Origin of the sequence: Planococcus versutus (assembly GCF_001186155.3) — a bacterium.
Classification (GTDB): domain Bacteria; phylum Bacillota; class Bacilli; order Bacillales_A; family Planococcaceae; genus Planococcus; species Planococcus versutus.
Genome location: NZ_CP016540.2, coordinates 164,639 through 188,342, shown reverse-complemented (window position 1 = coordinate 188,342; position 23,704 = coordinate 164,639). Strand labels below are relative to the sequence as shown.

22 protein-coding genes and 1 pseudogene are annotated in these 23,704 nt (G+C 41.9%); 4 read left to right on the top strand and 19 right to left on the bottom strand.

Annotated features, from left to right (window positions below):
- From motB to I858_RS00985, 7 genes are all read right to left on the bottom strand, one after another.
- Positions 1-765 carry a flagellar motor protein MotB gene (gene motB / locus I858_RS01015; protein WP_239457198.1) on the bottom strand — a complete coding sequence of 255 codons (765 nt, stop codon included), beginning with the start codon at positions 763-765 and terminating at the stop codon, positions 1-3.
- Positions 755-1,552 carry a flagellar motor stator protein MotA gene (motA, locus tag I858_RS01010; protein WP_049693886.1) on the bottom strand — a complete coding sequence of 266 codons (798 nt, stop codon included), beginning with the start codon at positions 1,550-1,552 and terminating at the stop codon, positions 755-757. The genes motB and motA overlap by 11 nt, the downstream gene beginning before the upstream one ends.
- Positions 1,553-2,453: 901 nt before the next feature.
- On the bottom strand, positions 2,454-2,831 hold the full coding sequence (gene fliS / locus I858_RS01005) for a flagellar export chaperone FliS (RefSeq protein ID WP_049693885.1): 378 nt from the start codon (positions 2,829-2,831) through the stop codon (positions 2,454-2,456).
- A gap of 18 nt (positions 2,832-2,849) precedes the next feature.
- A complete protein-coding gene (fliT, locus tag I858_RS01000; protein WP_049693884.1) occupies positions 2,850-3,239 on the bottom strand; it encodes a flagellar protein FliT in 390 nt (129 codons plus the stop codon).
- A complete protein-coding gene (gene fliD / locus I858_RS00995; RefSeq protein WP_049693883.1) occupies positions 3,239-4,714 on the bottom strand; it encodes a flagellar filament capping protein FliD in 1,476 nt (491 codons plus the stop codon). Before fliD ends, fliT begins: the two co-directional genes overlap by 1 nt.
- An 18-nt stretch (positions 4,715-4,732) precedes the next feature.
- Complete coding sequence (gene flaG, locus I858_RS00990) at positions 4,733-5,077, bottom strand: flagellar protein FlaG (RefSeq protein WP_049693882.1); 345 nt, start codon at positions 5,075-5,077, stop codon at positions 4,733-4,735.
- Between the two features lie 310 nt (positions 5,078-5,387).
- Positions 5,388-6,128 carry a glucosaminidase domain-containing protein gene (locus tag I858_RS00985; RefSeq protein WP_049693881.1) on the bottom strand — a complete coding sequence of 247 codons (741 nt, stop codon included), beginning with the start codon at positions 6,126-6,128 and terminating at the stop codon, positions 5,388-5,390.
- A 198-nt stretch (positions 6,129-6,326) separates the two neighbouring features.
- Here I858_RS00985 and I858_RS00980 point away from each other — a divergent pair, with 198 nt between their 5' ends.
- Positions 6,327-7,211 carry a hypothetical protein gene (locus tag I858_RS00980; RefSeq protein WP_049693880.1) on the top strand — a complete coding sequence of 295 codons (885 nt, stop codon included), beginning with the start codon at positions 6,327-6,329 and terminating at the stop codon, positions 7,209-7,211.
- 300 nt (positions 7,212-7,511) lie between these two features.
- Here I858_RS00980 and I858_RS00975 read toward each other — a convergent pair whose 3' ends face one another.
- The 8 genes from I858_RS00975 to I858_RS00935 all read right to left on the bottom strand — a co-directional run bounded on the left by I858_RS00975 (position 7,512) and on the right by I858_RS00935 (position 13,970).
- On the bottom strand, positions 7,512-7,688 hold the full coding sequence (locus I858_RS00975; RefSeq protein WP_065524422.1) for a YjfB family protein: 177 nt from the start codon (positions 7,686-7,688) through the stop codon (positions 7,512-7,514).
- A gap of 428 nt (positions 7,689-8,116) precedes the next feature.
- The gene (locus tag I858_RS00970; RefSeq protein WP_049693879.1) at positions 8,117-8,251 is read right to left on the bottom strand and encodes a flagellin; all 135 of its coding nucleotides are present in this window, start codon (positions 8,249-8,251) and stop codon (positions 8,117-8,119) included.
- Between the two features lie 321 nt (positions 8,252-8,572).
- Complete coding sequence (locus I858_RS17455) at positions 8,573-9,625, bottom strand: flagellin N-terminal helical domain-containing protein (RefSeq protein WP_053221273.1); 1,053 nt, start codon at positions 9,623-9,625, stop codon at positions 8,573-8,575.
- A 231-nt stretch (positions 9,626-9,856) separates the two neighbouring features.
- Positions 9,857-10,081: a carbon storage regulator CsrA gene (csrA, locus tag I858_RS00955; RefSeq protein ID WP_049693878.1), complete on the bottom strand. Its 225-nt coding sequence runs from the start codon at positions 10,079-10,081 to the stop codon at positions 9,857-9,859.
- Between the two features lie 3 nt (positions 10,082-10,084).
- Positions 10,085-10,540, bottom strand: a complete 456-nt coding sequence (gene fliW, locus I858_RS00950) for a flagellar assembly protein FliW (RefSeq protein ID WP_049693925.1) — start codon at positions 10,538-10,540, stop codon at positions 10,085-10,087.
- Between the two features lie 105 nt (positions 10,541-10,645).
- Positions 10,646-12,469 (bottom strand): adenylate/guanylate cyclase domain-containing protein, encoded by a 1,824-nt coding sequence (locus I858_RS00945; protein ID WP_049693877.1) that lies wholly within the window; start codon positions 12,467-12,469, stop codon positions 10,646-10,648.
- Between the two features lie 11 nt (positions 12,470-12,480).
- Positions 12,481-12,825: a DUF3307 domain-containing protein gene (locus tag I858_RS00940; protein ID WP_049693876.1), complete on the bottom strand. Its 345-nt coding sequence runs from the start codon at positions 12,823-12,825 to the stop codon at positions 12,481-12,483.
- On the bottom strand, positions 12,822-13,970 hold the full coding sequence (locus I858_RS00935) for a GAF and HD-GYP domain-containing protein (protein ID WP_049693875.1): 1,149 nt from the start codon (positions 13,968-13,970) through the stop codon (positions 12,822-12,824). Before I858_RS00935 ends, I858_RS00940 begins: the two co-directional genes overlap by 4 nt.
- A gap of 658 nt (positions 13,971-14,628) precedes the next feature.
- Between I858_RS00935 and I858_RS00930 the strand changes: the two genes are divergently transcribed.
- A complete protein-coding gene (locus tag I858_RS00930; RefSeq protein ID WP_049693874.1) occupies positions 14,629-16,452 on the top strand; it encodes a putative bifunctional diguanylate cyclase/phosphodiesterase in 1,824 nt (607 codons plus the stop codon).
- A gap of 65 nt (positions 16,453-16,517) precedes the next feature.
- On the opposite strand, the gene I858_RS00925 is transcribed toward I858_RS00930, so the two are convergent.
- Positions 16,518-17,336, bottom strand: coding sequence for an STAS domain-containing protein (locus I858_RS00925; RefSeq protein WP_049693873.1), 819 nt, complete (start codon positions 17,334-17,336; stop codon positions 16,518-16,520).
- Between the two features lie 436 nt (positions 17,337-17,772).
- Here I858_RS00925 and I858_RS16860 point away from each other — a divergent pair.
- Positions 17,773-17,949: pseudogene (locus I858_RS16860) on the top strand (IS110 family RNA-guided transposase); the annotation flags it as partial.
- A gap of 357 nt (positions 17,950-18,306) precedes the next feature.
- Here the strand turns inward: I858_RS16860 and glmS are convergent.
- Positions 18,307-20,109, bottom strand: a complete 1,803-nt coding sequence (gene glmS / locus I858_RS00920; RefSeq protein ID WP_049693872.1) for a glutamine--fructose-6-phosphate transaminase (isomerizing) — start codon at positions 20,107-20,109, stop codon at positions 18,307-18,309.
- 561 nt (positions 20,110-20,670) lie between these two features.
- Between glmS and I858_RS00915 the strand changes: the two genes are divergently transcribed.
- Positions 20,671-20,946 (top strand): hypothetical protein, encoded by a 276-nt coding sequence (locus tag I858_RS00915; protein ID WP_049693871.1) that lies wholly within the window; start codon positions 20,671-20,673, stop codon positions 20,944-20,946.
- A gap of 144 nt (positions 20,947-21,090) precedes the next feature.
- On the opposite strand, the gene I858_RS00910 is transcribed toward I858_RS00915, so the two are convergent.
- A complete protein-coding gene (locus tag I858_RS00910) occupies positions 21,091-21,792 on the bottom strand; it encodes a potassium channel family protein (protein ID WP_049693870.1) in 702 nt (233 codons plus the stop codon).
- A gap of 486 nt (positions 21,793-22,278) precedes the next feature.
- On the bottom strand, positions 22,279-23,628 hold the full coding sequence (gene glmM / locus I858_RS00905) for a phosphoglucosamine mutase (protein WP_049693869.1): 1,350 nt from the start codon (positions 23,626-23,628) through the stop codon (positions 22,279-22,281).
- Positions 23,629-23,704 lie beyond the last annotated feature (76 nt).

The window sequence follows — 23,704 nt, the reverse complement described above, 5'->3', positions numbered from 1 at the left end:
TTACTCTTCAGTTTCTTTTTCATAAGGTGAAATCAGCACTTCTACGCGGCGGTTTTCCGCTCGTCCTTCAGGTGTATCGTTTGAGGCAACTGGATGGTATTCGCTATAACCAGAAGCGCTGAATTTCTGCGGGTCGAGCTCATCATTTTCAAGCAGAATTCGCATGAAATTAACAGCGCGTGCAGAACTCAATTCCCAGTTTGTTGGGAACTCTTTTGTCCCTGCCGGAATATTATCTGTGTGTCCTTCGATAAAAATCATCCGCGGCGGATCGGAAATCAATAAATTTGAAATTTCATTCGCAATGGTCTCGGACCCGCTTCGCATATCTGAACTGCCTGACTCGAATAACACGCCTTCTTTGATCGTAATCATTAAGCCTTTTGCAGTCATTTCAGTTTGGAGTCGAGGCGATAATCCTTTTTCATCAATATAGGCTTCAATTTTTGTTTGAAACTTTCTCAGTTCTTGCTGGTCTTTAGCCGCTAATATTTCTTCTGGGCTTTCGCCTGATGGCGGATCTTCACTTAGCTCGGCGGTTGGTGAAGTATCAAAACTTTCGACTGGCGCTTGTTCATCGAGTACACCGGTACCGCCTTGCAGTTCGCTGTTAAACGATTCGGCAATGGCATTGAACTTTTGGGCATCAACTTGGCTGGAAGCAAATAATACAATGAACAAAGCCAAGAGTAGCGTCAAAATATCGGCATATGGCAAGAGCCAAGCTTCATCGACATGTTCTTCATGCTTTTTTTTACGCTTCAACTTGAACACCACTCTCCTCATTAGATTCAAGTACACGGTCTTTCGTTGGTAAATACGTTAATAGTTTTTCTTCTACCGTGCGAACGGGCAAGCCTTCTTGCACAGCGAGCAATCCTTCTAGCATAATCATTTTCGTTTTCACTTCTGCTTCTGACTTTCGCTTGAGCTTATTGGCAAATGGATGCCATAATACGTAGCCGGAGAAAATCCCGAACAGCGTTGCGATAAAGGCGGCAGAAATCGATTTGCCGAGAAGCGCTACGTCGTCTAAGTGACCGAGTGCCGCAACGAGTCCGATAACGGCACCGAGTACACCGAGTGTCGGTGCGTATGTACCGGCTTGTGCGAAAATTTTCGCGCCCAGTTCATGGCGTTCTTCCATCGCAGCGATTTCTTCTTCCATCAAGTCACGAATGTGTTCTTGCGACTGGCCATCTACGACCATTTTTAAGCCGCGCTGCAAAAAAGCATCTTCTACTTCTTCTGCTTTTTCTTCAAGTGCCAGCAACCCTTCTTTTCGTGCGAGCATCGCCCATCCTGTGAACATGGGAATCATTTCTCTGATCGACACCGATTTTTGATCGCTGAAAATTACTTTGAACAGGCTGGGGATTTTTTTGATTTCGTCCATCGGAAAAGCAACGAGCAGACAGGCGACGGTGCCGGCAAAGATGATGACGAGTGCCGCTGGATTGTATAGGGCGATCGGGTTTGACCCTTTCAAGATCATCCCACCGATCAACACAGCAAATCCCATTATGACTCCTATCCATGACGTCTTATCCACGTTTATACCTCATTTCTTTTTGCGGGTGTAGTTTTATACTTTTTACTTGGTTGAGGATATTCCGCAAAACAACTCCGCTTTCCTGCGGGCTTGCGTCGAACTAACTCGGGCGATGGGCCCGAGTGGATTTCGCCACTTCGCTATCCCGCGGGAGTCTCCGTTGTTTTGTTCCATATCTTACTTCTAAAAATAGTGAATTTCATATTTTTTTGTTAAAGTGAAAGGTTCTAGAAGAATTCGCTGCAGACGGACGCTTTCCGCGGGCACGGCTTCTGCCGCTTCCCTCGCTCTGCTCAGTCCAGTGGCTCCAGCTCGTGCTATTCCCGCAGGAGTCGCCGTCTTCCGCTCATTCTTCTAGTTTTTGAATATAATAAATTTCTTTTTTAGTTAGGGTGAAATTTTAAAAGAATTATTTTAGACGTATGCTTTCGGGCCCACAGGATGTGGGTCATGCAACTGGCGCGACAGGACGTCGCGGTGCCAGTTGCCAAGGGCTTGCGTGAAAATCCCGCGGGAGTCTCCGTTGTTTTACTCCATATCTTATTTCTAAAAATAGTGAATTTCATATTTTTTTGTTAAAGTGAAAGGTTCTAGAAGAAATCGCTTCAGGCGGACGCTTTCCGCGGGCACGGCTTCTGCCGCAGGAAAGACATTGACCGAAGCTTGCGAGGGGCAAGTCTTTGCGACGAAGCTAGCGTAGCGATGCAGGAGCACATCTTTGCCCTTCGTCGCCTTACGCTCTTTCTTCTTATTTTTCGAGTTTTTATAGTTTGTAGAGTGTAACCAGTGGAGTTCATTTTTTATGAAAGCACTGAGAAACTACTCTAGCTTTAAATTTACTGTCGTACTAAGCGTTGGCGCGTTCAGGGGCTATGCCAGAGCGGCCAGAGCGGATTAGAAGTTAGTTGCTTTTGGCTAATGCCATGGCTTGTTTCCAGGTGTTGCGCATGTCTGTCATGAGTGCTTCGACATCTTCTAATGCGGTAACATCGTTTTTCATATTGGCTTCTATGAGGCGGTTGTACATGTATTCGTACATTTGCTCTAATCCTGCTGACATGCTCATTTCTGAGTTTAATGTGCTGCGTAGTTCTTGGACGATGTTTTGAGCTTTGATGATGTTGGTGTTTTTGTCTTGGAAGTTCTTGTCGTTCATCGCGCGTTTGGCCATTTTCATGAATTTCAAGCTGCCGTTGTAGAGCATTAAGGTTAGTTCTTGGGGTGATGCCGTCATGACTGAGTTTTGCTGGTAAGTCTGGTACGGGTTGATGGTTACCACTTGATTTCCCCCTTGCGATTAGTTCCGTTTGTCGATAAATGAACCTGCTGTTGCCATTGTTTGATAAGCACCGCTGTATTTTTTGGATACTTCTTTTGTTTGAGCAATGCGGCTAATTTGCATGAAGAACGATTGGTGCAAGTTGTTCATTAATCCATTGAGCTGTTGATCTAATTCTATGAGTTGTTGAATGATGATTTTTTCTTCTTCTGCCCAACGGAAATTGCGTTGTTTCATAAAAATATCGAGTTGGCGAATGGATTCTTGACGACGTGTAAATAACATCTCCAAAGATTCGACAGTTCCTTCTTCGTTTTCTTCCATGTTCGAATGGATGCGTTGTGCTTTTTCGTAAAGTTCCAGAGTTTGTTTGAGAAAAGCATAGATAATCGGTTTTGAGTCACTCATTACGCACCTCCGAATAAGCTTTGCTGCATCCATGTACTTTGAGAATTCATCATGCTTAGTGCTTTCTCCATCGCCGTAAATTGTTTCCAGTAGCGATCTTCAACGCGCGTCAACCGATCTTGCCAGCGGCTAATCTCTTCATCCATTTGTTTGATTTTTTTAGAAAAGGAACTATTGTCGATAGAACTAGAAGAGCTCCCTGCTTTTGCACTAAGGTTTTTGACGATGTCGTTTAAGGTATCGTAAACTCGTGCACCGACTCCGTTCCCCGCAGCGTCACGTGTCGTAAATAGCGCCATCACTTCTTCTGGTTTATTCGCCAGCGCTTCGCTTAGTTTTTTGTCATCGATGAATAATTTACCGCCTTCTGTATAAGAACCGGTGTTGATCCCGATTTGTGATAAATGATTGATGTTGCCATCTGCAATACCCGATACTTTGTCCATAAAAGCTCTGCGCAAGTCTTGCATCGCGCTTTTTAAAACTGGGTCATTGCGCAACAAGCCACTGCGCGCCTTTTCTTCCCATAATTCGATTTCTTTTTCCGTTAAATCTTTTTTTTGTTCGTCAGATAAAGGTTGGAAATCAGGATACCGTTTTTCGATAATTTGTTTTTGCAAAGTATCGATGGTTTCGTTGTACTTATCGACAAAGTCTTTGATCATGGCTAGTGGCTTTTCAGGGTCTGATTGAACAGTAATGGTCGATTCAGTTCCTGCTTGTAAGAGATTGATCGTTAATCCGTTGACTGTTGCTTGATTGCTTTTTAAGTCGTTGATTTCAATGCCATCAAATAATACAGAGCCGTCTGTTGCACCGCTCGCTACCGCTGTGGTGGCACCGTTATTTACAATCTTATCGGCTAATTCTTGACTCGTTGCTCCGTTCGCGTCTGTAAAGGTCATGGTAAACGCTTGTTCGCTCCCCATTCCTTTTGTGGCAATGAAAAAACGAGATGTGGTGTTATCGAAACTAGCTTTTAAAGACGGGACTGACGTTGCCGTCGCATCTTGCATTTTTTTTGCCACATCAGCGAAAGTATCCGTACTCGCCACCTCAATGCTCTGGCCATTGATGTCGATTTTTCCAGCTACACCGATTGGGTCTGTCGATTTAGCCGCCACACCTGCTAACTTTTCAATCCCATTTGCGGAATTGAATTTGGCAGCGCTTGCTACACTTGTGACTTGCACTTTATAGGATCCGCTCATCGCCGTCGGTGTAGTTGCAACCGTGAAACTTGTCGGGTTGGGTGTTGCCGCGCTATAAGAATTAAACGACGACTGAAGCCGCAAATTGCTGGCACTCGTTCGCAGGTTCGATATTGATAAATTTGTATCGCGGAACGCTTCTTGTTGCCACTCCGTGAATTTTTTTTGCTGCATTAATTTATCTAAAGGAAGTTTTTGGACTTTCATCATGTCTTTCACAATTGATTCGGTGTCCATCCCTGATGCTAATCCACCAACACGCATAGTGTAGTCACTCCAATCTTATAGTTTTTCATCCACCATGAGACCTGCCATATCGGCCATCGAGGCGTACATATCTAAAAATTTCTTATTTGGAATTTCGCGTAAAATTTCCTCTGTTAACGAATTTACTACTTGAACGTAATAAACATTCATTTCTTCATGAAACTGAAATTTCACGTTGGTCGTAGTGGACTCTAGAAAGTTGTTCATGCTGTCGACTTTATCGGTAATGGCTTCTTTCGTAATGGGCTGATCTGCTTCTTGGTGTTGCTTTTCTTCTGGAGCGATGGGTTGGTTCGCTACTATTGGGCTTGGTTCGCTCACTTTCGGAAATTCTATCGAAGGCAGTTTTGTTATTTCCATGTCGGTACACTCCTTGTCCTTCAAATTGATTAAAGGGTTCTATATAGTAGTTATCGGCAGAAAAGCAGATTGTTTAAGTCGAAAAGCAAAAAAAAATACCACAGGTTTGTGAAGTTCTAAATCCGCGCTGATCGCTTTGGGGATGACTCCCGCAAGAAGCCAGGAAAATCACCCTTCTTCTTGCTCTGCCTATCCCGTGGACGCGCCAGCGCTCGCGTCTAGGTTAAAAAACACAAAGAAGAGGTAGTGGAACAAGTTCGTCCCACTACCTCTTCTGTCTATACGCTTCACGTTTTAAACTCAACTTATGTTATGTCAGTTTGGAATAGTGGTTGCTGACACCTTGTGTCCAGTGGTTGTTTAATCCTGTCGGGTCGTTTGCGGCTCCAACGGGCGCGTATTTCGCACCAATTTTCGCAATCGTATCTTTGCCTTCGTTTAAATAATTTTGACGCAAATTACGTGCCATGTCGAAAATACTGTCTTCTACAGAAGCATAGCTCCGCAAGCCATTCTTGCCCATCATACCGGCGACATTGTTTTTGTCGTTAACTGCGCGTGACGAGCCATTGCCCGTTTCGTGAATGGCAATCGCTGACAATAAATTCGGATCCAAATCGTACTTTTTCCCCGCATTGATAAAGTGAGCGGCCGTTCCATCTAATTTACCTTCTAGTGTATTGTCTAGTTTGATAAATTGTGTTGGTTTAAACTTCAAGTCACTCGTATCTGTCGCAGCGGTTGCCACTTCTTGCGTATTGAGCGGCGGAATTGAAATGGCCGGATTATAAGAATTGGCGAGTGCTGCCGTTAACGGTGTCGTCAAAGTAGGCAGTGAAACCTGAGCGCCTGTTTGCTGTGTCACACTCGTATTTGTTTGTTCCATGTTTTCCATCATCGCGTTCATCAGCATCGCAAAAAACGTACTCGGACTTGTCGAACTGCTGATAGAACTGCTATCACTACCAGTTTGCCCCATAGCCGGCATCGATTTCGCCATCGTCGCGATCGTGTTATATAAAAATAAATTAGAAGAAATTGGACTGGTCATTCAGTTGTCACACCCTTTGCTCGAGTTAATCTTGTTTAGTGTACAAGATTATGGGCGAAAAAAGAATAGGATAATTGTGGTAAGTGAAAATTATTTTTCATAAAAAATCAGAAAATTAAGAACATAATTAGACATCAAAGACCATTGTGATGTATATTCAAACAAGAACAAGAGTTCCTTTTAGAAGGAGGTAGTATCATGCATGATATGTTGTGTGGAAAATTATTAGGAGATGGCTGTTTAACAAAACAACTCAATAGAATGCCTCGTTTCCAATTTACTCATTGCAAAAAAGACGCGGGTTGGAGTTTTTACTGCTTTGAACAGCTCTCGCCATTTATCCCTTTAAATCCCCCTAAATATAGAAAGGTTATTGATGGACGAATAGCCTCTGGTTTTACAGAAAGTTATCTTGTTCAGTCGCGTACTTCAGAAGAACTTTGTCGATTATACGAAGTTTGGTATCCTCACTCAAAAAAAGAACTGCCCTTCTCTTATATTGAAAATCATTTTACTAACAAAACCTTGGCTTGGTGGTATCAAGATGATGGTCACTTCAAAATACAAAATGGCATTCCAAGAAAGATCATTTTGTCCACCGACAGTTTTTCATTAGCTGAAAACTACTTTCTAATAGACTTTCTCAATAAAAGATATGGCTTTCATTTTTCTATCGATGCTCAAAACAGACTTCTGTTGTACGATCAGTATCAGATTATGTATTTTTTAAAATTGGTAGATCCTCACATACATGAGTCAATGAACCGGAAAAGAAAACCATCTCATACTATAAAGAAAATCGCTAACCGTACGACTATCTACTTGCCTAGTGATATAACAATTCACAAACCTACTTTTGAAATAAATGAACAGTATAAAAGATTGCCACTGTTGTTATCTTTAAGCGACAATCATGTTCATTTCTTTCCGCAAACTAATACACTGCTAGATTCACAAGTCGCAACAAAACCTTACCAAATACAAATAGAAAATGGCTTTAAAGAAAGCCTAATACTATTAAGAAACCAAACAGGATTGAATATTAGTCAGTTAACCACATTATGCTTTAAATTAAACTCTTAGACAGAACTGGCATGCACCATTCCACTATCGCTTAATTTCTCTGATAATCAACGTATGTTTCGCAGCATCTTCACCACTTTTTTCTTGTATTACAAAATACAAACTACAGCGGAAGATTTTCTTCTCTTAAAAAAGGAGAACCATACACTAGCGATGGCGCGGCTACGGGGTAGGCGAAGCACAAAGACAGGTGACCTTCCTGGCTTTGGGCGAGAGCCATCCCCAAAGCGACCGGAGCGAATTGGTTCAAAGAAAAAACCTGTAAAAAACTCAAACAAATCGAGTTTATCTACAGGCTTTTTAAGCTTTTATATCTATCCGACTACCAATATGAGGCTGAACAGATTGCTCGAGCATCTTCACAACTTCTTGACCATTTGTCTCCGCTTGATCAATCGTCTTTTTCATCACCGAAACATTCGCTTCAGTCCGGACGTTCATCTGGCTCATTGCCATTGATAACGCAGCGATATCCATAGACGCGCCTCCTTATAGAAAAAGGAGCCTAAACTCAGGCTCCTCGATTTCTTAAAATTAACGTAGCAATTGTAGTACTTGCTGTGGTGCTTGGTTGGCTTGCTTTGCCGCTATGTCTTTCGATCATAGAATAGACTATATCTTCACCCTCACACTTGAGGGGCTGGGCACTTCGAATGGCGCTTGCCACCCTACGGATTTCATCGCCATAGCTTGCGCCTTAGACGGTCTATCCTAGTCGTTGAACCTTCCCCAGAGTTTCCTCACAGGAGCTTGGCTGCTGATTATCCATTGGTGCATCCTCATCATTTTCAAACCGTCACGCCGACCGTTTCCAGTTACGTTGTGGTTGATGGGGCTTTAGGAAGTTCCAGCAATTCACCCAGTTATACTCTAACCCGTTACCCGGTTAGACGCCCTAAAATCAATTATCTCAACAGTTGTAACACTGATTGAGTCATTTGATTGGATTGAGCCAACATTGCTTGTGATGCTTGTGCAAGAATCGAGTTCTTCGTTTGTTCCATCATTTCTTTCGCCATCGTGCGAACATTTATTTTCATAAATGACTAGACTATATCTTCACCCTCTAGTGTTAGTAGGGGCCGGGCACTTCGGATCCACAGTACTGATGTATACTGCCTCACCTACGGATTTCATCACCATAGCTTGCGCCTTAGATGGTCTATCCTAGTCGTTGAACCTTCTCCACTCTTTCGAGACAGGAGCTTGGCTGCTGATTGCCCAATCTTTTATTTTTTCAGACCATCACGCTTGTCGTTTCCAACTACGTTGTGGCAATAAAAGCTATCAGGGGTTTCCAGCAATTCACCCGGTCGTAATCTCTGGCTGTTACCGGCCAGGACGACTGTACCTCTGCTCGCTTACGCGGCTTCGGCATAATCAACGTCGCGGATTCTTGATTCCGCAGCTGTTAGGTTTTCGGCTGATGTATTCAGGTTATTAATGGTATGGTCAAGACGGTTTTGAGTTGCACCTAGTTTTGAACGCTCTGAAGATACTGATTCAATTGCTTTATTGATTGTCGTAATGGCAGTATTCGCATTTCTTTGAGAAGAAACATCAATTCCAGCAACGCCTAAATCGCCTGTTTTAAAAGCAGAGGAAGCAGAAACCGCAAGCTCGTTTGTTGTATCGTCATGGTAACCAGCTACTCCAGATTTTGCTCCTGCTACTGCTTCAGCACTAGTAACGGCTGTCGCTGCTGCTGTCGCTGTTGCTATTAAACCAGCATCGCTTGTTGTATCAGCTGCAACTGCTGCATCAGCAGTTACTTTAGCTTCTTGGGCCGCTTTTAGACTATCAGCAGCTGTTTTTGCATCTTCCGCTGAAACAAACGTTGCGGTGCTAGCAGTACCATCTGTTTTGTTATAAGAAATTTCAGTTCCACTGGTGGCTTCATAATTAATTCCTACTTTAAGTGCTTCTGAACGCATATCACTAATAGAGATGGAAAGATTCTGATTGGAGTTTGCACCAATTTGAAAGGTAGCCTCAAATTTACCATTCAATAAATCTTTAGTATTGAACGCAGTATCATTTCCAATTCTTGTGATTTCAGAAGCCAATTCAGTTACTTCTTTTTGGATTTCGTTGCGATCTGTATCTGTATTAGTATCGTTGGCAGATTGAACTGCTAGTTCACGCATACGCTGAAGAATATCCTGTGTTTCATTCAATGTACCTTCTGCGGTTTGAATTAACGAAATACCATCTTGAGCGTTTGTCGAAGCTTGTTCTAGTCCACGAATCTGTCCGCGCATTTTCTCAGAAATTGTAAGACCAGCTGCGTCGTCTTTTGCGCTGTTAATGCGAAGTCCTGAAGACAACTTCTCCATGCTGTTCATTTGTGCACTTTGTGCGTTGCCCATTTGTCTGTGTGTGTTTAGTGCTGCGATATTGTGATTGATAATCATTGTGTATTACCTCCGTGTAATGTTTTTTTGTTTTTGTAAGCGTCCAAATCCTTTTGCACTGCCTTACATAAGTTATTATCGGAGGGCTTTACCAAATGTTTAGTGTTTTTTGAAAAAAGATTTAGATTATTTTTGGCGCCCACGCGGCAGCCACAATTTGAGGAACAATTGAGTCTGCCACCGTGGCGCGATAGGCATAGAAAAAGCCTGCAAATTCTGTAGGCTTTCGTTCTATTTTTTACGCATACTCAAAAAATCACTCAAGTTGATAACGTTTGATGTTGCTTGTTTGTTTTCTTCTTGAATTTCCAAGTACACTTCTTTTCGGTGGATGGTGATTTGCTTTGGTGCGTTGATGCCGAGACGTACCATGTCGCCTTCGACCGAAGTGACCGTAATTTCAATGTCGTCGTTGATGACGATGGTTTCGCCTTTTTTGCGTCCGAGTACTAACATAGCTTACACCTGCCTTGCAGCGGTGTTGTCAGCTTGAAATAACGCCTGCTTGATTTGATAGTCTTTGTTGTTTAAGACAATTTGCATGCCTTGTTGTTTTTTGTTGTTAATGACGAGTGGTGCTTTTAAGTTGGTTGTTGCACTACTAATATCGCCTTTGACTGTAACTGTTGTTAAAACAATCGCATCAGTTGGCTCTTCTAGCTGCAGCCGCTCGACCATTTGCTCTTCTAGTTTAATGTCGTAGTCTTTGAAAAACGTAAACGGATCGACTAAGAAAAAGCTTACTTCCACGTGTTCTACCGACTGCAAGAAAAAGAATGGCGACTCAACTTCTGCGTCTGCTGGGATTAATACATAGTCTTTGACTTCTTCAAACCCTGGAATTCCTTTATCAAACGTAATGACGCGATCTTCTGCGATTTCGATTTCTCCGAATTGCTCTGTTTGAATTTTCATGTACAACTCCCTTTCCATAAAAAAAAATGCCTCTTCAGATAAAGATATCTCAACAGGCATTTATTAACAATCAATTTTTAATCTACGCCATCTATTGGCAGCCTTCTAACCTGCCTGTACTTTAATCGTCAACTCTTCTTTTAACCAAATTCGCACCAAATCTACTGCGCCTTCGATTCCTTTTAAGACCGTTGAAAATTCTTCTAGTTCCAAGTCAGCACTTGTCAGCAATTCCGCTGACAGGGGCTGTGCTACTACATCGCGGCTGATGACGATGTCATTTCCGTGTCCTTCGCCTTCGATACGTGCGGCGATGTTGACGGTTCGTCCAAAATAATCGAGGCGGTCGTTGGAATTGACGGCGATGGCGGCTCCGCTGTGCAAGCCGAGTCGCAGCACCAAGTCTTCTTTGGTGGTCTTGTTAAACTCTTTCAGGTTTTTTTGAATAGCTAATGCCGCTTTCAGTCCGTCTTCTGGCTTATGAAAAACTGCCATGACCGCATCACCAATGGTTTTGACGACGCTGCCGGAATTTCGGGCAATATGACCTGTCAGAAAGTCAAAATGATTGCGAACTTGTCCGTAAGCCCCAGAGTCACCAGCTGTCTCATACAGCAGTGTCGAGCCTTTTAAATCGGTAAACAAAATCGTCACGTGATCGATGCCGATTTTTTGACCGGGTGACAACACTTCAGAAGAAAACAAATCCCTGAACTCTTGCATGGCAGTGACTTTAGCGGCCGTTACTGCTTGTTTGTTCCAGTCAGAATGCTCTAACGCCACGACAATATCTGCACTGCTGGTGTTGGTGATGGCGACTGGACTCAATCCGTTTACCACGTCTTGTGTCCAGCCAGTATCCGTATAAACCAGTTTGTTAGACGCAACTCCACTAGTCACCGCGACTTTATCATTTGCTTGAAGCACGCGAAAACGTAGCGCGTCTTCGCCTTGTGGAATGACAAAGCTCGCGGTTTTCCCCCCTTCGATCACTTGCTGCGCTTTAACGTGCGGGGTGATCATTGGGCCACCGATGCAATACACTTCGGCATAAGCTTGGCGCACAGTTGGGTGAACAGAAAAGTTCAACTCGACAAACTGATCAAAATTGGCATCGTAATTAATCCCGCACAAGTCGCAATGAAATTGCTGCTCTAGCTGTGCGAGTGAACTGTGTTCGACTTTCGAAACGCGGCAGTTTGGGCAGATAACGTTCCAGCTAAGATTTAACAACCCCGCTTTTGTGGCATACAGCAAGACACGCAACACATCGTCTAGATCTGCGTCCCACAGCCTGGCTACTTGCACCGGCTCGATTTGTGCGACGTCGTGATCGCCTTTGTCCGCTAAATAACGGTGTAACAATTCAACATAGCCCTCATCGACGGGGGATTTTGCAAGCAGTGCCGATAGCCGATCCAGTTCCGGCAAATTGATTTTGGCAGTGTCTTTTTTTTGTGGTGCTTCAAAAACAGTCGCTACGCCCGACTGCAAGTAATCATCGATGTACCGCATAATTTTTTTGACGGCTGGAAGTCCGCTCGCCCAAATCGCGCCATAGCCGAGTACATTAAGCGGGACAAAGTTAGCAGTAAGCTTGACTCTCGTCCCGTTCTCTCCACTATCAAAAAACTCGACTGTCAATGTGTAATGCTTGAGTGGTCCCGTTAAGTAACGTCGTTCGACGGTATAGCTAGTGTTTTCTTGCCACTGGAACGGAAACTCTTGCCAACTAATTGGCACGACACCAAATACTTTAGCGTAGGCTTCACGGTAAAACACTTCCGCTCCGTCTTGCTTGGCTGGACTAAAACTGACTGGAAACAAGCCAATATACAAGTTCATGCGGTTGTTGTCTGCAAGCAAGTGCCAAGCTGTTTCTCGGTCTAGTGCGTATTCTTTTTCAAGCACGTATGTGTTGGACTTCAATATGTTCACTCCTAGGAAATCGCGATGGCAATGGCAAGTAAAATGATATGGAAAATCTGGTCAGCTACAATCGATAACCATATTTTCTCAGGACCTTTGGCTGTTTGGATCCGTTCTACCCAGAACATCACAAAGGTTTTGCGATCTAAAATAAGATGACCGATAAAAACAAGGGCTAGTGCCGGTAGAGACAATCCACCTGAAAGTATACCAAGCACGGCAATCACGGCTGTATAAATCGCTACATGTGTCAGCAACGGCAGCCACTTTGTTGCTTTGTATTTGGCCATCCAACTCGTCTGCAATAGAAAATCACCAATCAAATGGCCAATCAATAATACATCAAACTGGTTCATAACCCGTAACCTCTTTCTTGTTGCGCATCGTAACGGTCTGTTTCATAATTACATTCTTCTAAAATCGTTGTAAATGCGCGAACCACTCGAGCTTCAAACAACGTTCCGCTGCAACGAATTAGTTCTTCTGCTCCTAGCTTGAACGATAAGCCTTTGCTATACGAGCGTGCGGTGGTCATGGCATCAAATGCATCGGCCACACCTACGATGCGAGCGAACAGCGGAATGTCATTTCCGACCAAGCCGTGAGGATAGCCGGTGCCGTCAAGTCGTTCGTGATGAGACAAAGCCGTTTCAACTGCATGAATCATGGCGTCTTTTGGTTCTATATTAGATAGGATATCCGCTCCGATGACTGTGTGTTGCTTGATGGCTAAATATTCTTCAGCCGTCAAGCGATCGGGTTTTCGAAGAATGTCATCTGTCACACCGATTTTCCCAATATCGTGCAGCAACGCGGCTTTATAAAGCGCTTCACAATCTTGTACAGCCAACTCTAGTTTTTGTGCAATCCATAACGAATACTTTGCCACTCGTTCTGAATGTCCCGCTGTATACGGATCACGCGCATCCAGTATTTTTGCTAATGTGCGAATCATGCTCAAGAGCATTTGCTGCAACTCTTCGTACATCTGGCTATTGTGAAGAGCGAGCGCCGATTGATTGGCAAGAGCTACTGCTAAACTGATATCTTGTTCAGAAAAAAAAGCAATGTCTTGTTTATTGAGTAGCTGCAAAGCACCCAGAACAGTTCCTTTGACTGCTAGCGGAACGGTGATCATTGACTTGGTTACAAAACCACTCGTTTCATCTACGCGAGCTGTCCAATCCCGATTTTCCGTTACGTTCTCGATCAATTGCGCTACTCCTGTACGGATTACTTTTCCTACTAGTCCTTCATCGTTAGCCAACTCAATATTCAAAATGTCCGCAGCAGAAGGTCCATATGCGGCAGATGCTTTAATCTTTTGTCGTTGTTTGTCAAGTAACCACAACGTGCCCGCTTCTGCGCCAACCACTTGCACCATTTGCAGCAAAATGCTTTCTAGCACTTCGTCCATTTCTAAATTCGAATTCAATTGTTTGGATGCTTCTAACAAAGTCATAAGCTCTTGAATTTTGGATTCATATTCCTGTTTTTGCATCACGCAGTTCCTCCGATGGCTTTTGTAAAGCATCTATACATGCTTTGACTGCTGTAGTGTGTTTCCTTGATTTTTACTAATTTTCATTGCTTTTTGATCATAGCTTGCCGGAAGCTATTATGCAATATTATCCATATCTTTTTATTTATTTTGGTTCTTGCTTAATATACAAAAAACCTCGTATGTTTTCATCTTTGAGAACATACGAGGTTTTTGCTAACACTTTTTTAATCAAATAGTTCTCTTCCAATGTAACCAACGTTTCTATTTCATATAATAGCCTCTTCTGTCGCACCTGCTACTACAATTATTAAAATTGATGGCAAAGCTAAAGAACAAAGAGAAAAATGAATTCCCTTAACTTATTTCTATCATTAGAGCAGGAAAATTTATGTCTTACTCTTATATCAACATAAGGTTTTAAGTGCTCTCTGGCCGTCTCAACTTTCTTTATTTACTAGATTCAAATCTCAACGAGAAATAAACACTCTTTATCGCTACACTATCTCAAATAAATAAATGGATAAAATGAAATTTTTCTAGCATTTAATGTATATTTTTGTGATATGATATGTAAACAATAGTCTATAATATAGTCAACTATTCCTATTTAATCTTATATAATCTACTGACATACGAAGGAGAGATTTGCTGCTCTATGGACATCTTTTCAACTACCTTTACTTTTTCCTTCACGCTACTTGCTATTCTTTTTTTAGCGCTTTTACTTGGAATAGCGTTGTTTTTTATATACTACCGGTACTGCCAAAAGCTTAAACTCAGCATCCGTTCAGCCGAATCCGAACAGAAATTTCAGTCGGTTTTTGATTCAACTTCTGATGCCGTCGTTGTAGCTAATCAACAAGGCACCATTTTACAATGGAATTCAGGTGCCGAAATTATATTTAACTATAGTAAGGGAGAGGCGTTAGGCGCAAATATCGAAATTATTGTCCCGGATTCGTTGTTAAAAGACCACCGCACGAGATTTCAACATTACTTAGAAACTGGCGTTTCCGATTCAAATGGCAAACGCGTTGAATTAGTCGGCCGTCGAAAAGACGCCAGCGAGCTTCCTATTGAAGTATCTCTTAGTACGTGGCGTACGGAAAAAGATATATATTTTAGTAGTATCATTCGCGATATTTCTGAACGAAAAGAAACTGAAAAAAAAGTCAATCACCTTGTCTATCGCGATACACTGACCGGTTTGCCGAACCGTCGTTTGTTTAACGACCAGCTGTTTTTGACACTAGAGCAACTTCGGGAAAGCGATCAACAGTTGTCGTTGCTCTCTATCGACTTGGATCATTTTAAGTTGATCAATGATACATATGGGCATTGTACAGGAGATCAAATATTGGTTGAAGTTGCTAACCGCCTTCAAAGCATTGCACAAACAGAAGATATCGTTTCTCGCATTAGTGCTGATGAGTATGTCTTACTATTGCCCAATACTGATGCTATCAATGCCACAATTCATGCAAAAAAAGTATTAGAGCTATTCGAGCAACCTTTTCAACTCCAGCAAGAAAAACTTTTTGTCACTCCATCGATTGGCATTAGCGTTTATCCTAGCGATGGAGTTGATTTAGATAGCTTGACGAAAAATGCGGATATTGCACTGTATGAAGCCAAAAATAAAGGCAAAAACAACTATCAGTTTTTTACAGAAGAAATGAACCAATTGATTTTGCGGAAATCCAAACTGGCTACGGATATGCGAAAAGGCTTGGAGCATAACGAATTTTTTGTTCATTACCAACCTCAAATGGATATAAGTACAGAAAAAATTGTAGGAGTTGAAGCACTAGTCCGTTGGGTACATCCCGAATTGGGACCGGTCTCACCTGCTGAATTTATCCCGATTGCTGAAGATACGGGGAGTATCGTTTTCATCGGAGAATTTGTATTGAGACAAGCTTGTTTGCAAAACAAAGCATGGCAAACTGCTGGATTGCCCCATTTTCGTGTAGCCGTTAATATTTCGTCTCACCAATTTTCACAATGCAATTTAACAGAAACGGTTTGTGCTGCGCTGTCCGCAGCTGAGTTAGACGCTAAGTATTTAGAGCTTGAACTTACCGAAAGCATTATTCAAAGCTCTCCACTTGCTGTTACTACTATGCAAAAACTAAAGCTGATGGGCATTCATTTGTCTATCGACGATTTTGGGACCGGCTATTCTTCACTTCGTTATTTAAAGCTATTTCCGGTTAATACGTTGAAGATCGATCAATGCTTTATCCGCAACGTTATAAACGATCCAAAAGACGCCGCATTGGTTGACACCATTGTTAAAATGGCTGAAAATTTAGAGCTGAACGTTATTGCCGAAGGCGTTGAAACAGCAGAACAATTTCAATTTCTGAAACAGAAAAACTGCAACCAAGCGCAAGGCTATTACTTTAACCGTCCTTTGCCGCCTGAAGAAATTGAACGTCTTTATCATCCCACCAGTCACCTCCAAACACATGCGTAAACAAAAAAATAATCGCACCACTTAAAAATCCGTACCGACAGCTCACGCTGATCGGTACGGATTTTCTATTTCACGCTTTCTAATGCTTGTTTAACAGTTGCGTAAGTCTTTGTATCAAGCATATCAATGCCGCTATGGACAATTGCTTGCACAAGATCTGGACGCATTCCGGCAAGAGATACATGAATGCCCATCAATCGAAGTGTACCGCCAATTTGTTGGACAGATTGTGCAACATGATCATCAATGGTGAGCACACCGGAAAAGTCAGCAATGACATGATTCACATTCATTTCTGCAATTCGAGGAATGACATTGTCTAGAATATGAGCGATCCGATAACTATCAATCATACCAATTAGCGGCAACACCACAACGTCTTCTAACACGGGAACAATAGGCGCTGATAAATTCAAAATTTCCACACGTGTTTCTGCTTGATGTCTTTCAGAGATGCGTTCAAATGCATAAAGAGTCTCGGTTAAGCTAACATCTAAAATGGCATTAATTGCTTTGACTGCTTGCATACTTTCTTTAATAGACAACTCAAATTGCACACTCAACCGCGTAAAAATATCGGAAAACACTTCTCGCGTGACAGGATAACGGATGAAAATATCGGATAGCTCGTTACCTGACGTTACTTGTAGTTCAGCATTTTTTTTACTCCACTCAACTAATGCTTCAGGCACTTGTACTTGTCCGCCTTCCATGAGTGACTGGCCAAAAAATTCAAGCAGTTCGATATACATTGGAGTGGCACGTTCTCTTTCCCACTCCGGAATCTCAAGGCTTGCTTCTTGCATAACAGAGTCAACCACTTCTGTCGAAAGTGATTTAGCGTTTTCGCTTATGTAGTTTGAAAAAACGTTAAAAGAAGACATTTGTTTCACACCTTTTCTTGTATTATCTTTAGTATACCATTTGCTATCGACTAACATAGAATTGAAACAAATCGATTTACTTTTTCCATATCAAAAGACTCCTTTGAAAGATTCAAAGGAGTCTCAGACTGTAGACAAGGTATCCTGAAAATGAATAACCGTATATAAATCCAACCGGTCTGGCCACTTCGCTTTCCGGTGGGCTCAGCTTCAGCCTACTCGTCACTAACGTTCCTGCGGGGTCTTCAGCTTTCGCTGTCCCACGGGAGTCTTCGTGGCCGGACCGGTTGGAAGCGTGTAGCTCTAATCGAAATGAGCAGTCTGCTAGTCCGATCCCATTAAAAAGATCCACTATATGCTTGGTATTCAGGCCACTCCACGATCCGGAGGGCAGAGAGGTGCTCCTGCATCGCTGCGCTAGCTTCGTCGCCACCAATCGGACAAGCTCCAACACAAGGGTCGAATCAATACACGAGGAAATAAACGATTGCGAAAAATGTTTTATTACATGGTTATCAACATGATTTCGTTAAGATCCAAGACGCAGAACACCATCGTTGATCATTACGATCAATTAAAAAAGCAATCCAATGGAAAACTCCATCAGGATTAGTTGATGAGCCTATTTTTTCTGTCGGGTATCTCAACAACGGCTTGAAGTGCAAGCGCTCGACTCCTGCGGGAACAGCACGAGGCGAAGACCCTGGAGCGAACGCAGTGAGTGAAGCGGCTGAGGCCGTGCCCGCGGAAAGCGAGCGCTGGAACGGTAAGCAGCTACCCTTATGCTCTTTATTAATACTCATTTTTTTGAAAAAAGCTAAAAAATACTTGACTCCTAATAAGAAAGTGTCCGCCTAGAATACAGGATCCAGTCCAAGTACGATAAAATAACTATAAACTATCATGACTATTCTTTTGTCTACAAACAAAGACTCCTTTGAAAGATTCAAAGGAGTCTTTGTTCAACTAATTATTCAACTGTTACGGATTTTGCCAAGTTACGTGGCTTATCAACGTCACAATCGCGGTGAAGTGCTGCGTAGTAGCTGATCAACTGCATCGGGATAACGGATACAAGGGGTGACAGCAACTCGTTTACTTTTGGCAAGACCAGGCTATCGCCTCTTTCTTGTAAGCCTTCCATCGAAATGATACACGTGTGTGCACCACGTGCTGCTACTTCTTTAACGTTTCCACGAATGTTCAAGTTCACCGCTTCTTGCGTAGCAAGTGCGATAACCGGCGTGCCTTCTTCGATCAATGCAATTGTTCCGTGCTTTAGTTCGCCTCCAGCAAAGCCTTCTGCTTGAATATACGAAATTTCTTTTAATTTCAACGATCCTTCTAGTCCAACAAAATAATCCATTACGCGACCGATAAAAAAGCAATTGCGTGTAGTCGATAAGTACTCTGTCGCAATTTGTTCCATTTCTTCTTTTGAATCTACTTGCGCTTGAATGGCGTTTGCAACAATTCCCAGTTCTTGAACCAAATCAAAGCCAATCTCAATGCCGCGGACTTTTGCTGTTACAGCAGCTAAAATCGACAACACCGCAAGTTGCGCGGTATACGCTTTTGTGGAAGCTACTGCAATTTCAGGTCCCGCATACAACAATAACGTATGGTCAGACTCACGAGACAAAGTAGAACCGGCAACGTTGGTAATCGTCAATGAAGCATGACCCATATCTTTAATTTTTACCAATACTTGACGGCTATCTGCTGTTTCGCCTGATTGGGAAATAAAGATAAATAACGGATTTTCCGATAACAATGGCATATTGTAACCAAATTCACTTGAAACATGCACTTCAACTGGAATGCCAGCCAATTTCTCAATGTATTCTTTGCCGATCATTCCTGCATGATAGCTTGTTCCCGCCGCAATAATATGAATGCGGTCAGCTGCTTGCATTGCTTCTAGAATTTCAGGCTGAATGGTTAACTGGTCATGTTCATCTTGATACGCTTGAACGATTTTGCGGACAACACCTGGCTGCTCGTCAATTTCTTTCAACATATAATGCGGGTACGTTCCTTTTTCAATGTCGCTCATATCAATTTCTGCAGTAAATGGCAAGCGGCTTACCGATTGGCCATCTAATGTCAAAATATCCACGCTGTCTTTGCGAACAATAACAATTTCTTTATCCATCAGTTCAACAAATTGATCGGTTAATTGCAACATTGCCATCGCATCCGATGCAATTACGTTAAAGTCGCTGCCAAGTCCTACAAGTAACGGACTTTTGTTTTTCGCAACAAAAATCGTCTGTTCTTCTTCTGCATCAAGCAAGGCAATCGCATATGAACCTTTCAGCAACGTTAAGACTTTGCTGAAAGCTTGTTGCGTTGTTTGACCTTCTTCTACAAATTTGCCGATCAACTGAACGATAATTTCTGTATCCGTGTCTGACTGCATTTCCACACCGTCCAAATAATCACGTTGAATGTGGTGGTAGTTTTCGATCACACCGTTATGCACAATGGTAAAGCGTTGAGACTCGTCTTGATGCGGGTGAGCATTAGCGCGCGTTGGTTTCCCGTGTGTTGCCCAGCGTGTATGACCAATCCCTGTTGAACCCATCACATCGTTTTCTACAACTCCACGTAAATCAGCAATACGCCCTTTTTCTTTAAATACTTTTACGCCTTTGCCGTTACGAATCGCAATTCCTGCTGAATCATATCCACGGTATTCAAGACGTTCTAAGCCTTTTAACAAAATTTCCTTTGAATCCTTTTCTCCAATGTATCCTACAATTCCACACATAATTAAATTCCTCCATTTTTCCAAATCAAATAAGTGTTTGTTTTTTCACAAACACGCTTTGAGCCTGTCTATTCCATTGTCCAATCGATCACTCGATTGATTTGAGAATAGACATCACGACCAGGCTTCTTGGCCGGAAGGGATCCGCCGAAATTTCGATACTCCTTCTCCTCGTCTACTAGAGATGACTTGTCCGTCCAATTTCTCCAGTACAGGCGCTATAATTGTTTTCCATGCATCCACATCTATCCTCCTTTTTCTGCTACCTTAAACCAACTTTACTATTATATCGGTTGATGATAACAACGTCAATAAAAGACCAAAGTGGGTTAAGTCTATTTTATCATGTTTTCTCCGTTTACTGGTTCTTTTTCCTTGCTGCTGCACTCTTGTGCTAGCTTCGTCTGCGAAAGCGTCTTTCACCTACGCTATAGCAGCACACTCTTCTGTTAAAAAAAAGCCTATTAAGATTAAGTTTTGAACCGCAAAATTTTAATTAGAACTATAAATAGACCCTGCAATTATCAAGACTACAAGTAAAATTGTAAACCAACTATTTCAGTGTCTAATCGGCACACTAAAAAAGAAGGGAACTGCAATGTCAAAACCGAACCAAGACGACTGAACAAACAACCTGTTGAATGGGAACTATCAGAACTGGAAAAAAACACAGTTAAGTATTTTTCCGAGTACAGCGAACGACCTGAAGAAGCTATCGTAGGTCGTTTAATCGTTGGGCTTCTAGAAGATGAAAACTTCGTGGGTTGGGTACGAAACAAGAAAAACAATAAACGTATTTTGAAGGAACTGGAGTTGAAGCTGAACGATGATTTATAAAAGAGCTTTGTACTTCTACCAACACATTCATCAAATCAAAACCATTTCTCACATTTAAGGAAATTCAAGTTCATTAAAAGGATTAAGAAAGCCAGAAAAAGAACACAAAAAAGAAGCATCGACTTAAGACACTTCCAACTGATCCTATTTAATTTCTTTTCTCTCCAAGTACATTTGAACAAATTCTATATCTTCTTTAGTCAGATTTTCAATTTCTTCGATAGACTGAATTACACCTAGAATTCTTTTGTCGTGATTCGATCCATTTTTATTACTGAAGAAACTTGTAATCGCAGAAGTTAATGTACCAATGATTCCAATACCAACCAACATCAATACAACGGCTAATACTCGTCCAATTGGTGTTTCTGGAGAAATATCTCCATATCCGACAGTCGTAGTAGTTACAACAGCCCACCAAAGTGCATCACCAAAAGTATTTATTGAAGGTTCAAGAAGCACAATGGGAATAGGGATAATAAATAGTAAAACCATAGCAATAATTAATACCTTGTCCAAGCCATTTGTTCTTAATAATTTATAGACAGGAGTTAGATATCGTGAACCTATCCCGATTAAACGGATCACACGGAACAAGCGGACAATACGTGCTGCTCTAAAAATAGAATCGAAAGGAATAATAGCAATCAGTTCAAAGGGATGTTGTTTAACGTAAGTCCATTTGTTTTCGGATTTTATTAATCGAATAGTATAATCCAGTACAAAAACGAACCAAATACCCCAATCAAATTTTATAAAATGTTCGTTTTTCGAAAAAGCGAAAAATAAAGATATTAGTACCAACACAAACATAAAACTTTCAAATATAATTACACTCTTCTTCATTAATTTACTCCTCACATTCAAAAATTAATCGTTTCGGCAAATAATAACTAAAGTATTTAATAAATCTCGGATATGGAGGTAAATATTCTTGTTCCTCTATACTTTCAATATAATGGTACTCCATTAGAAGGATATATGATATGCCATTTTAAATTCTAAAATCGTATAAAAAACACCTAAATTTATGAGTTCGAAAACTTGGCTAATTTAAGTGTTAATTGATGTTTTAAAACCCTATCTAACTAGGTGCTAAAAGATAGTCTTTTTAGGTATTTGTTTCGGTTTTGCGATTCAAAACTGAACGGGTTACAAGATTATTTAGTATGCTTATTTTCTCTGTCGTTAACTCTCAGTAACTGCTTGAAGTGCAAGCGCTCGAACGGAAAGCAGCCACTTGTAGCGTTTCTTCTCCCCTACCAAACTAACTGTTCATCAAAAAAAGCCCGCAAGCAAAAATGCTTACGGACTGGAAATTACTCGATTTACTTAGCTTAAGCCCATTTCACTGCGTACAACTTCTGCAATGCGTTCTACATAGCGTTCACAGTTTTCTGCTGAAGCGGCTTCTACCATAATACGTACTAATGGCTCAGTGCCAGAAGGGCGTACTAGGACGCGACCATTGCCGTTCATTTCTTTTTCAACTTCAGCAATAACTTCTGCCACTTTTGCATTGTCTGTGACAGCATGCTTATCGGTTACACGAATATTCACAAGTTTTTGAGGATAAATTGTCATTTCAGATGCCAGTTCAGATAATTTCTTCCCTGTAATCTTCATGATATTTACCAATTGAAGGCCTGTCAATAAGCCATCGCCTGTTGTGTTGTAATCAAGAAAAATAATGTGACCGGATTGTTCGCCACCCAAGTTGTAATCATTGTTTTTCATTTCTTCTACAACATAACGATCACCCACAGCTGTTTTGTTACTCTTCATGCCATGGCTTTCTAGGGCTTTATAAAAGCCCATATTGCTCATTACAGTCGAAACGACCGTATCTTTTTTCAAGCGACCTTCTGAGTGCAAATGCTTTGCGCAAATATACATAATTTGATCGCCATCGACAATGTTTCCTTTTTCATCTACTGCAATTAAACGATCGCCGTCGCCGTCGAATGCAAGACCAATGTTTGCGCCTTTAGCCACAACGAGCTCTGCCAATTGTTCAGGATGAGTAGAGCCTACGTTTGCGTTAATATTCAAGCCGTTCGGCGATGCGCCCATTGAAGTGATGTCTGCGTCTAAGTCGGCAAATACATGCGTTGCCAATGTAGACGTTGCGCCGTGTGCGCAATCCAATGCTACAAGAATGCCTGTAAATTCTTCATCAACTGTTTTTTTCAAGTACTGAAGGTATCTTTGTCCGCCTTCGAAATAATCCGTAATGCTACCCAAATCGCCGCCTGTCGGACGTGGCAATAGATCTTCAGCACTGTCTAACAATGCTTCAATTTCTGCTTCTTGTGCGTCTGATAGTTTAAACCCATCTGAGCCAAAGAATTTGATGCCGTTATCTTCTACCGGGTTGTGTGAAGCAGAAATCATCACGCCTGCTTCTGCACTCATCACACGCGTTAAATAAGAAACGCCTGGTGTGCTGATAACGCCAAGGCGCATGACTTCTGCTCCAACAGAAAGTAGTCCAGCAGCCAAAGCGCCTTCTAACATTTCTCCTGAAATTCGTGTATCACGGCCAATTAGCACTTTCGGCTTGTCTTTTGCACTTTTCGTTAAAATATACCCGCCGATGCGACCTAATCTAAAAGCCAGTTCAGGTGTCAGCTCACTATTGGCAACTCCACGTACGCCATCTGTTCCAAAATATTTTCCCATTGCGATATTCGCTCCTTCAGTCAATTGCTTCTATTTTGATTTCTATTCTAGATTATCTTTGTGGTCTCAATATCAT